The following is an 11,796-nucleotide window of genomic DNA, read 5'->3' on the forward strand; positions in this document are numbered from 1 at the left end:
GCTATTTATCTTTTTTGAGTATGGCCTTGAGTGCTGCAATATTGGCCCGTGCGCCTTCAGCTTCTTTCAAACGGCGGCGCTGCTGGGCAAAGAGGTCAAACTCCAATTTCGCTTTATCATCAGCGTCTTTCTTGGATATTTTTCCAGCTCCGCTTAGTACGTCCCGATCATTAAAACTTAAAAACTGGTCAAGCTTATCGGCCCAGTCCTGTAAAAATACCTGCTTGCGACGCAGTGCTTGGTCTTCGGCAAAGTCGAGCCACATATTGACGATGCGATTAAGCTCTTTGATTTCGTCTTCACGCAGATAGTTCTTGGCAACGGTAACATCAGTCTTGCGTACTTCATCGCCTTTATAGCTGGTTAAGCCCATATCCGGCTTACTGGCATCCACACGGCTGGCGATAAGCTCAGCAGCCGTCATATGCGTACAAGTATAATGCAGCTTGTTCTGAATGGTTTGGAAGAAGCGGTTGGTCTCTTGGTTAGATGGCTCGTAATCAGCAGCCATAGTAAAGATTTCTTTCACTCGAAGATAAACACGACGTTCACTAGCGCGGATATCACGAATGCGTTCCAGCATTTCATCAAAGTAATCTGGCACAGCAGAATGGCCAACGGGCGGATTTTTCAAGCGCTCGTCGTCCATGGCAAATCCCTTGATCAGGTATTCTTTCAGGACTTGCGTTGCCCATTGACGGAACTGTGTACCACGTTGCGAACGAACTCTGTAGCCTACAGACAAAATTGCATCGAGATTGTAGTGGTCGATCTCACGAGATACTTGGCGGGTACCTTCTAATCGAACTATCCGGAATTTCCGGATGGTTGCGTTTTGTACAAGCTCACCCTCGTTGTAGATGTTGATTAGGTGCTCATTAATTGTACGGACGTCTTTATCATAAAGCTCTGCCATTGCAGCCTGAGAAAGCCACAACGTATCAGATTCAAATCGGCATTCGACGCGAGTTTGACCATCAGCACTGGTAAAAAGAACAAACTCACCTTGAGGAGCTTGGGGGATATTATCTGTCATTCACTCAACCTCTAAGTCCTATTGAGTACTGTTATTCTTGTGTGTAGTACCGTAAGTCTTGCTGTGATCACTTACTCTGATAACGCCACTTCGTAACCACATCACCAATTTGTTCGATTGTCATCGCCTGTTGCTGCCAACCTTTATCGAAATTAACATCATTTGAGCGAGGCAACTGGTCGTCAGATAAGCTGCGAATCATCACTCTAGTTGGTAACGTTGCTGCTTGACCGACAAAGATGGCCTCCTGGCGCCTTAAACCGGAAAGCATTTTGGTTAAGCCGGACATAGAATCAGGTAACACACTACGAACATGCTCGCGGTCGGCATCATTGGTAATTCGAAGTACGATCCATGAATTGCATTGCGACAATACTGTTGCTTCAACTTCACTCGGTCTTTGCGAAACTAATAACAGACCAACGCCATATTTTCGGCCTTCCTTTGCAATTCGACGAATTGCAGATTGAGCTGCCTCATACTGAGCTTCACCACGGTTCGGTACGTATCGGTGTGCCTCTTCACACACCAAAAGTACTGGGCTATTTTGCCGTTCAGCTTCGGTTTGCCAGACTTTAAGTTGAAAAACGATTCTCGCTATTGCAGCGCTAGCAACACCGGCGACTTCATTAGGTACACCAGACAAGTCAACAATCTGAACTGTGGTTTTCTGCGTTAAGAATTGATTGACGATTGTAGGTAACGGATCTTCGGCGCCATCCCAACTTTCCATCATAAACTTGAGGCGACCATCTTTTAGCAATGAATCTATCTTTCGAATAACTCTACTAAAATCCTCATGCTGCTTTTTATCTTTGTTTTCGGGCCGCTGAGCGTTAATTGCACCAATTAATCCATGCTCGTAGAGAGCACCATCTTTGAATCCGAAATGGTCTAAGCCTTCTGCGCTGCCAATAATGTAAGGAATCGGCGAGTCAACCGTTAATTGGTTCTTATCAAGCCCAAGCTGCTCAGCCGCCTGCTCACGAACCGCAATTAGGGCATTTTTAACAATGTTTGATTGTGATGTTGCTGCAAACTCGGTCTTGCCGATAAACAAGCTCAACGACTCTTCTAAGTCGAGCAACCAATACGGTAGTTTTAACGAACCTTCATCGGTTGATAAACGTTGGTGTGCTGGAAACGCCTTACCATATTCATTATGCGGGTCGAGAATAATAATTTGCGGGTGCCAGTGCTCATGTTTTGCTATCTGGCCACGTTCGAGAATACTGTGAATAACTGCCGCCACAGTACCTGATTTACCGGCACCGGTAGAGCCTAGGATGGCAGTGTGCTTACCTAGTAATTCATTCAACTCAGCGTAACAAGGGGCACCGCCAGAGCCAACATGTTCGCCAAGTTGAATAACCGCACCTTTGGCATCACCGTAAATAAACCTAAGCTCTGATTTGGGTGTAAGATAAATGGTTTGCTGCGGCAGAGGATAAGTTGCTACACCACGTTCAAACTCAAGAGAAAATTCATCTTCTCCCTTTCTGCGCCATTCACCCTCTCCAAATAAATCAGCTTCAATAATACGCTCATCAGAGGAGGCTACAGGCAAGCCCTTCTCTAGCTGATAATCAGCTTTCATACGCAATCGGCTGACTAAACCATAGATAGAGCGGCGACCAAAGTGGACTTTGATTATTGAGCCAAACTGCCCAATCGGATAGTTTTCACCTGCAAATACTCGGGACAATTCTGAAATAGCAGGGTCTAGCTCGGCGATAATTCGCGAACCATCCACCTCAATAATTTTCCCGATAGATAGATTCTCGATAGGTTTCATGTATTTGTTGTCCATATCAAATACCTCCTTCAAGGATCTGCGTTAGGTTTTCAAACTTCCACCATTCAAGGCTATTGGTTGAGATTGCCTTTTGCTCAGCGTGGAAAAATCCTCTATCAGCAAAGATCAGCAATTGTTCGTTGATTGAACTGTCTTCATGCCAAGCTCGTAATACACCACTGGGCGCGACGTCGCTAGTAAATGCAATCACGGTTAAATTTCCATTTGAAGCTCTTAAACCGCGTTCGATTTCTAGGTTGATATGTGCATCACCAAAACTATAACCGGCGATCAACAAAACCCGTTGGCTACCACCTAACGGGTTTAAAACTGCTCTCGCTCTGTGCATTAAATTGGCGTAGGGGTCGAGTTGAGTTTCACGGTATTTAGTCGAAGCTGGCCAAATCATAATTTTTGCCGCTTGATCTTGGCTACGCTTTAAATGGGGAGCAATACGCAATGGTGTTGATGAAGAACTATGTTCAGCCCAATTGATGGAACCATGTAACTTAAATACTCGGGCATCTAGACTGCTCTGTTCAAACGTCGAAGGGTTCCACCATCCAGATACACCGCCTTCTAAACCATCGGCATATCTCAATTGTGAGAGTGCGAGTGAGTCTTCAATTAACGTGTCGTAGTTCATCACGAGATAATCGATGGTACTCGACTGGTTTTCTTTGCCTGGTCGCATTGGTCGATGCAATGCCTGAACAAAACGCTCATGTATAGCAGAATCTACCTTAACATTAATTACGTCAAAAATAGCGAGTTTTATCTCGTTTATTGCTTGTAATAGCTGATCGTTACTATATTCAGTACCGCCAATCAGTACACTACTAGCGGTTACATTGCGATTTGCCCTACGAGCTGTAATAGCAAGCCAATCGACTAACTCACTTAAATAATCTTCGATATGTGATGCTGGATTTGCGCCAGCAAAAGAAGTTTGTATGGCAGTCAATATCTGCTTTGAATCAACGGAAAGCTTGTCACTTTTTAGTGCTCTTTCTGTTAGCTGGTTCGTTAATGGAAGACCTGCACAGCAGCTAGCTCCAGCTCCTAGAAGAACCGCTTTCGAATGAGAGAGTAATTCTTCTAGTTTGTTGATTGCTTCTCTGAACTCTTTTTGTTCAAAAACTGTGATTTCGAATGCCATGCTCCCTCCTTAGAGCTCGCCTTTGAAGGCAGAATCAAGAATTGATGCTTTTAAGCTTTTCAAGTCTTCAATTTTCCCTAGAAGGACTTCTTCAGCATCGTGAATTTTGCTTTTCAGTGTCTCAATCGTCGACACCAAAGCTTTCTGCTCTCCGAGAGAACTCATTGGGATTTCAATCTTGCTTAAACGAGTTAATGCCAACTTAGGCTGTGCAACTGTTTTAGTCGCTAGCCCTGCCTGGGCAGAAAAATCTGAAGTTAAAGTGAATAGATATAGATAGTTTAAATCTAGTTGTTGCTTATCTTTGATAACCAACTTGGCTGCATTTTCTGTCAGGTTTGCACCGTCCAATTCGGGAGGCACAAAGCCTGTTTTACCGATAGTTCCTGCGATACTAATATAAAGGTCGTCCTTGGAAATCACATAGCGTTTGATTTGCTCGTGGATTTTTTTGGATATGTACTTGATGTCAGATAAATCTATCGTTCCTTTATCTGTAAAATCTGCCACTCGGATATAGGGGTGCTCAGTCTCTTCATCACTTAGCTTTTCACCTTTTGGTAAGCGCTTGCCGCCCTTTACCTCAGTTAGCGATTCAATAGTCATTCGGTCAGTGATAGCTGCAAACTGGCCATCAAGCGCTGATTGAAGAAGGCTACTCTTCAATGCGACGCTTTCTTGCAAATGCTCGATGGCGGTGTCGATACGGGTGAGCAGTGCATCGAGTTTTTCGACGATGCGTTCTTGTTCATTGAGTGGAGGCAGAGGGAAACTCAAATTCAAATAATCATTGCGATTAATGCCAGGTTTAACCCCTTTTTGAGATATTGACGAAACATCGAACCTATCAGCAAAGTAATAGAAATACATAAGATTCAAAACTTCGTGATCAATAATTTCTACGTAGTATGCAGTATCAATTGTCCAAGAAGGTGTATAGGCAAGATTTGCTTCACCAACAGATCCCTTTCGACCAATAACAACTGTGGGTTGGTCCCACAAATGTTCATTATGGCTTCCTACGACACCATTAGAGCCATATACAGGGACTTCTCCTTCAATGCGGTCGGCGGCCTTTAAAGCTTTGCCATAATGCATTTTTATTAGTGTTTTAAGCTTTTGATAGTTCCACCCATCCGGCAATGAATATAAAACCTGTTCCATGTTTACTTCTCCGCCAACAGGTCTTCAATTTCATCCAACAGCCCAGACACCAGTTTTTCTTTGGTGCGGATCTGCTTAAGAATATCGCTTGGTGCTAAATGCTCGGCATCTTTTTGCTTGGTTGGGTTTTTGGCGGATAGATCATAATCTTCAGCCAATTTACTTGCCGACACCGTCCATGAGCGATCCGTGGTTTCGCGGCTGTTATACAGCTCAACAAACTCTTTTAGGTGCTCATCGGTGATGGGCTTATTTTTGGTGAGTTTTTGCTCGGGCTCACATTCGTAATACCACACATCGCTGGTGCCGCCGCTGCGTTCAAAAAACAGTACGTTGGTTTTAACACCTGAGTACGGTAAAAAAACACCGGCTGGCAAGCTTAAAATAGTGTGCAGGTTAAAGTTTTCCAGCAGTTCCTGTTTTACTTGTTTAAACGCGCTGTTGGTTTGGAACAGCACACCTTCTGGCACTACGATGGCTGCTTTACCGCCACTTTTTAGAGTTTTCATAAAGTGTTGTAAAAACAGCAATTCAGTTGCGTTACTTTGAATTGGGAAATTTTGCTGAATCTGCGACTTCTCTTTACCCCCAAAAGGTGGGTTAGCCAGAATAATGTCGTAACGGTCTTTTTCCTGAATATCGCGGATATTTTGGGTAAGGGTATTACCACGGAACAAGTTGGGTGATTCGATGCCATGCAAAATCATGTTCATCATGCCCATTACATAGGCCAGCGAGGTTTTTTCAAAACCAAAGAAGGTATCACGCTGGATAAAGTCCCATTGCTCAGTAGAAAGCGCACTCTTTTTTGCTTTCAGGTGGTCAAAGGCTTCGACTAGGAAGCCGCACGAGCCAGCCGCTGCATCGTAAATGGTTTGCCCAGCTTGTGGGTCAATGGCCTTGATCATGGCGCGTACTACTGGGCGCGGGGTGTAAAATTCACCCGCATAGCCACCGGCATCGCCCATGTTTTGCAATAAGCCTTCATAAACTAACGAGAGCTCAAACATTTCATCACTGGATTGAAAGTTCAGTGTGTCTATAATATCCAACACTTCACGCAAGGTATGGCCAGACGCTACCTTGTTGTCTAAATACTGGAAGATAGCACCAATTTTATAGGCGAAGGATTTAAGATCTGAACCTGTAACGGTGGAATTGGCAAAGCTCTTTAAGTACGGAAACAACTCGTTATTAACATAATCGGTTAAATCATCACCCGTGCGAACTTTATTGATATCTAGCTTGCCCTCGGCATTTTTCGGGCAGGCCCAATTTGACCAGCGGTGTTCGTCATCTAAAACCGGTTGATAGGCTTTACCAGACAGTACCGCTTCATCTTCTTTTTCAGATTCATAATCATCCAAAAACTTTAAGAACAGTACCCACGAGGTTTGCTCGGTATAGTGCATAGCACCACTAATGCCATCGTCGCGGCGCAGTATGTCGGTAATTCGGTCAATCTTTTGTTGTAATGACATGGCTTATAGTTTTCCGATAATAAAATTATACATATTGGTGATGTCTTCGCTGATTTCGTCTGGCGGAATCAGGTCGATATAATCTTGGAGTTTTGCTGGGTCCAAGCCTTCGCCATCGGTGTTAATCAGCGGGTCAATGACACTTTTGGCATTCAATCGCCGAATATCATCGTTATCACCTGAGTTGTTTGGTTGTAAATGATTTCGCTGCGCAATATCAGGGTTGTTGATTGCAGCAAGTACGTTGTGATGCGACAGTGCTGTATGTGAAAGCAGATAGTTTTTGATTTCACGGCGTTTCCAAGCCAATAGATATGGCGAAACTCTGGTACCACGCGGCCATTGAATGGCATTTAGCAACTCACGGTACACTTGCCCGTTCACTTGAACGCCATTGGCAGCATTCCAGTCCAATGCCGCCTCGTCTCGATCACAAATTAGGAAAATCTGTGTTGTTACAAGTGGTGATTCAATCTTGCTTAAGCCATGTAACCAATCTATTTTGCCCTTGCCAAAGGTTTCGTTAGCAGAAGCGTAGCTGGACGACTTTTTCATGGCATGCACAGTGGCTAATCGATTTACGTCTAACCCTGCACGTGAGGCGAGTTTGGTAAAGATAATCCAGTCGTTGTAGTCATCTAATAAGGCGATGTTAGGCAGCTTGCCACACACCTCAAATTCAACGGATTTGGCACGAGAAAGTACACTGAGTCGGCTGATTAGTTGCTTGATTTTGTTGTCTTCATTGATTCGGCCGTGTTCCACAACTTTCAAGTGTTCTATGCGGTTTTCTTTTGCAGAAATAGAGTCCAACAGGTGTGTCGTAGTAATAGCATGGCCTTGTATGCAGTGTAATAGAGACCATAGTTTCTCTACGTTTTTGTAGTGCAGGTGCGAATCTGCTTCATCAAACAGGAATAGAGTATTCGGTGCATCAAAAAGGTCTATCAACGCGTATAGAAAGAGCAGTTGGTATTCACCATCGCTTAAATCATCTAACTCAATGTTGCCCAAAAGCTTTAACTTGAAGCTCCTTTTGTTAATGAAGTTACCATTGACAGCTTGTGTTAAAAAACTGATTGATGGGTCGTCACCAAAATCAACTTCATCCAAGTCTTCATCTGGATTAATCCTAGCGAACTTTACCGAGAGTAAATCGTAAGATGATAATTCGATTGTCTTGGTGGAAAGTTTCTCTTCAAACAGATACTCACGGTCTATCAGTTCTTCTACAAAACTTTCTAACGAGCGGTAGAAAGGTGTTTGTCTAAGAGTGCCTTTTTCTCCCACTTCTTCTTTTTTTAATGCATCTTGAACACGCTGTGCATAGCGTTTATCTACACGAAAAGACAATGACAACTTACTTGATATATCGTCTCTGTTGATATCCTGACTCTCTTTTGCGTACCCTTTTTCAAGTAAAAATGTTCTTGTTTTGCCGTCTCTAACCAGAGCTGTAGCTAAAAAGACCAATAATTTTGACCAAGTTTTATCGTAGTAAAACGAAGATAAAACCATCGACTTTCCACGGCGCCTGATTTTCTTTACATGTTCATTAAAGTGCTTTGAGAAAGACTCATTCTGCCCAGATGAAAAGCATACCGTTCTCAAATGAGCATGACCGCCACCATTAAGTCCTTCGCTAAAAATTGACTGCAAAATAGTGGATTTACCGCTGCCATTCTCGCCAATTAAAGTAGCTACTTTGTTGATATGTAAGGTTTGCGGCTGATTGTGTAGCGGGTTAGGTGCTAGTGTTAATTGCATTTTAGTTCACATGGTATAGCTGTTGCTGTAATTGTTTAAAAGCAGCCAGTAAATAGGCTGGTTTTCCACCGAATGCTGTTGAAGCGTCTTTCACTGTACCCAAGCCTGATAGCTCGATGAGAGCAGGCAAGCGCTCGCGTGATAACTCCGAGCTGCCAGTTTGCTCATAACGATTGAGCACAAAGTGCAAAAACTGCTGTGCCTTTTCTTGTTGGTACTGATTAAAGAAGGTGCTGTTAGTGCGTACTTGATTGGCACGAGCTTTACGGGTTGCCATTGGCTGTTCAAAGGCTAAAAAAGCCAGCAGATCGAAGATATCGCACTCTTCTGCTTCAAACATGCGTCGCAGTGTGGCGAGTTGTTCTTTATCAAAACCTGCTTGTACAAGTTTATCGAGCAAGGTTTCGCGCTCATCTGGGTCTGACCATATCCGCCGCAATTCCTCAACTGATTTAAACAACCCAGGTAATTGAGTAATTAGACGCTCAACAAATTCTTGCACCGTGAGAGGTTTACCGTTTTCATCGATATAACGGGTTTCAACGTCAATGACTTTCAGTTCACGGTGTTTGCCTAACTTTACTTTTAACCGAGGTTTTGGCTCTCTCGGTTCAGGCTCTGGGCCATCTGTTCCTCCGGGAGGCTCTGGTGTGTAAGGTGGTGGTGTTGGCTCCCCAGTGCCACCAGGCTCCGGTGCTTCAGGTTCGCCATCCCAATCTTTGTCGTAAAACTTATTGGTTGCACCGCGAAAATCGACGATGGTGAAATAGTCTTTGCCATCAAAAACACGGGTGCCGCGACCGACAATTTGTTTAAACTCCACCATTGAGCCGACGGTTCGATCCAGCACTACATTTCGCACGTTACGGGCATCTACCCCAGTGGTTAACATTTGCGATGAGGTAATGATGGTGGGAATGTCTTTGTCGTTATCTTGGAATTTTTCCAGCAGCTCGCGGCCGACTTTACCTTCATCACTGGTTACACGCACACAGTAATGTGGATCTTTCAGCTTTTTGTGTTTATTGATCATGTCACGCATGGTCAGTGCATGATTTTGGTTTTCGCAAAAGACGATAGTTTTTTCTAGTGGATTGATATTGTCCAAAATGGCTTTTGCGACCAGTTCGGTACGTTCATCTACGACGATTTTTTTGTCGTAGTCTTCTACCTGATAGACGTCTTGACCAGACTCTCCTTCGATTACTTGGTCATCTTTGGTTAGCACCAGTTCATCTAAGTTGGTACGTACCCGCTTAACACGATATGGCGTTAAGAAGCCATCATTAATACCTGCTTTTAGAGAATATTCAAAAGCTGGTTGTCCAAAATAATCATAAGTATCAATATTATCTTCTCGTTTGGGTGTAGCAGTTAAACCAATGTGAACAGCACTTCCAAAGTGGTCCAGAATTGCACGCCATGAACCAGTGTCATTGGCGCTACCTCGGTGACACTCATCAATCATTACTAAATCAAAAAAGTCGGTTGGATAAGACTTGTAATACCCTTCAATATTTTCTTTTTCTCTATCCGTTCGATCTGCGATAGCTTGATAAATTGCAAAAAAGATATGAGCATTCGTAGGCACAACACCATTACGCTTTCGAACCTCCTCCCCATTAATTTTAATAAGATCTTTTTCGTACGGATTAAATGTATTGATAGCTTGATCTGCCAAAATATTGCGATCAGCTAAAAACAAGATTCGAGGCCTACGTGTACCCGGAGATTCTTTGTTCCAACGGGACTGGAACAGTTTATGGACGATTTGAAAGGCAATAAATGTTTTACCTGTACCAGTAGCCAGCGTTAACAACACTCGTGGCTTACCTTTACCAATAGCATCTGTGGCGGCATGTACCGCTAATTCTTGGTAATAACGCGGCTGCATTGCGCCTTCTAAATGAAAGGGCACATTACGAAGCTGCTGGCCTAGATCCGAATTAACACCCGCGTAGCGGCTTTCAAGCTCTTGTGGTGTTGGGTAAAACTCGATGTAGTCGCCTTTACCAGTTTCTAAGTCGAACTCATAGGTTTGTTTGCCGTTGCTTGAATAGACAAAGCGAACGAGTAGCTTCTTGGCATAGTCGATGGCTTGTTGAAGGCCTTTGGTTGGATGTTCAGATTCTTTTTTTGCTTCAACAACTGCAAGGTAACGATTGTCTTTATGGAGCAGATAATCGACGAAACAACGACGGCCACGGACACCGCCAGCAAGCTTACGGCCATCGGTAAAGTAATGTTCCCGAATGATGTTGCCCGGTTGCCAATGTGCGGCTTTTAACGCTGGGTCGATGTAGTTTGCTCTGGTATCTGCTTCTGACGACATATCGTCACTCCTTGATGCTTTTTAGCGTTGGCTATCGCTTGGCATTTTTTCCAATATGTCGCTCAATGAACAGTTAAATAAATCACATAGCTTATCGAGCGCTTCTAAATCCACCTTGAGCGCGGTTTCTTTGTAAAGTAGCGTCACGGTGGTACGGCTGAGGCCGGTTTCTCGCATCACGTCGCTAATGCGCATTTTTCTCTCACCCATTAAACGGGCTAGGTGGCAGCGAATCATGCTTTCTCCACGGTATTTTTTAACCCTAAAATTTGGGGAATTATCACTGTTGCATACCCTATCACTATTATGATTTTTCTCAACTTATTTGAGTTGAAACCAAATTTTTTAGAGGGGTGAGAACATATTGTCAATGTGAGGAAGTTAGATTACCGTAATCAAGAAAATGATACGGCAGAAAGTCGTGGTATTACTGCTCTATACTACAGATATTCTTCGAGATAGTTGCAATCAGGTGCCGCGAACATCCCAGCATGTCCTGAATGTCACTATAGCTATGGCCAGTCTTCAATAGACTGGCTATGTGCTGATGACGTTTCAGATCTGGTTGACGCCCATTATATTTACCATCGGATTTCGCCTTTGCGATCCCCTGTGATTGGCGGCGTCGCCGGTCATCATAATCTTTGCGAGCAACGGCAGCGAGCATGTCCAACATCATGGCATTCACCGCCTGTAAAATAGCACCGGTAAAGTCAGTTTCGCTATGTTGTTGCAAAGCCAGCCAACTGGTGGGAAGTTCTGGTGAAACAATGGCTAAGCGTTTGCTGGCCAACTTTTGTTTCAACGTATCCCAATCACTTTGCTTAAGCCGCGCCAGACGGTCGATTTGTTCAACCAGCACAATGTCACCCTCACCTGACTCGGCAATCAAACGCATCAACTCAGGTCGGTGCAACGTGGCGCCAGAGACATTCTCGGTCGTGACGCATATTTAGTGTTGTGGTATTCTTCGCCCTTTGGATGATTGATGGCAAAGATTGATGTAGTTTGTCCCCGCTGTTCTGAAACGAGTGATGTGATCCGAAACGGTCATTCCACCTC

Annotated in this window: 10 protein-coding genes; 1 reads left to right on the forward strand and 9 read right to left on the reverse strand. The window is 43.9% G+C overall.

Features of this window, described 5'->3' with window-relative positions; all coding sequences use genetic code 11:
* Position 1 precedes the first annotated feature (1 nt).
* The 9 genes from LPW36_RS14210 to LPW36_RS14250 form a co-directional block, all read right to left on the reverse strand.
* Positions 2-1,036 (reverse strand): virulence RhuM family protein, encoded by a 1,035-nt coding sequence (locus LPW36_RS14210; RefSeq protein WP_230610669.1) that lies wholly within the window; start codon positions 1,034-1,036, stop codon positions 2-4.
* A 67-nt stretch (positions 1,037-1,103) separates the two neighbouring features.
* Positions 1,104-2,846, reverse strand: a complete 1,743-nt coding sequence (locus tag LPW36_RS14215; RefSeq protein WP_230610671.1) for an ATP-binding protein — start codon at positions 2,844-2,846, stop codon at positions 1,104-1,106.
* 1 nt (position 2,847) lies between these two features.
* Complete coding sequence (locus LPW36_RS14220; RefSeq protein ID WP_230610673.1) at positions 2,848-3,990, reverse strand: SIR2 family protein; 1,143 nt, start codon at positions 3,988-3,990, stop codon at positions 2,848-2,850.
* Positions 3,991-3,999: 9 nt separating this feature from the next.
* Positions 4,000-5,154, reverse strand: coding sequence for a restriction endonuclease subunit S (locus LPW36_RS14225; RefSeq protein WP_230610675.1), 1,155 nt, complete (start codon positions 5,152-5,154; stop codon positions 4,000-4,002).
* A 2-nt stretch (positions 5,155-5,156) separates the two neighbouring features.
* The gene (locus LPW36_RS14230; protein WP_230610677.1) at positions 5,157-6,635 is read right to left on the reverse strand and encodes a type I restriction-modification system subunit M; all 1,479 of its coding nucleotides are present in this window, start codon (positions 6,633-6,635) and stop codon (positions 5,157-5,159) included.
* A gap of 3 nt (positions 6,636-6,638) precedes the next feature.
* Positions 6,639-8,402 (reverse strand): AAA family ATPase, encoded by a 1,764-nt coding sequence (locus LPW36_RS14235; protein WP_230610679.1) that lies wholly within the window; start codon positions 8,400-8,402, stop codon positions 6,639-6,641.
* A gap of 1 nt (position 8,403) precedes the next feature.
* Positions 8,404-10,734 (reverse strand): EcoAI/FtnUII family type I restriction enzme subunit R, encoded by a 2,331-nt coding sequence (gene hsdR, locus LPW36_RS14240; RefSeq protein WP_230610681.1) that lies wholly within the window; start codon positions 10,732-10,734, stop codon positions 8,404-8,406.
* Positions 10,735-10,755: 21 nt separating this feature from the next.
* Positions 10,756-10,971, reverse strand: coding sequence for a helix-turn-helix domain-containing protein (locus tag LPW36_RS14245; protein WP_069598919.1), 216 nt, complete (start codon positions 10,969-10,971; stop codon positions 10,756-10,758).
* Between the two features lie 190 nt (positions 10,972-11,161).
* Positions 11,162-11,686: a recombinase family protein gene (locus tag LPW36_RS14250; protein ID WP_338085988.1), complete on the reverse strand. Its 525-nt coding sequence runs from the start codon at positions 11,684-11,686 to the stop codon at positions 11,162-11,164.
* 36 nt (positions 11,687-11,722) lie between these two features.
* Here LPW36_RS14250 and LPW36_RS14255 point away from each other — a divergent pair.
* A partial coding sequence (locus tag LPW36_RS14255; protein WP_338085967.1) for an IS1 family transposase occupies positions 11,723-11,796 on the forward strand: 74 nt, incomplete at its 3' end.

This window comes from Limnobaculum eriocheiris, assembly GCF_021010575.1.
GTDB lineage: Bacteria > Pseudomonadota > Gammaproteobacteria > Enterobacterales > Enterobacteriaceae > Limnobaculum > Limnobaculum eriocheiris.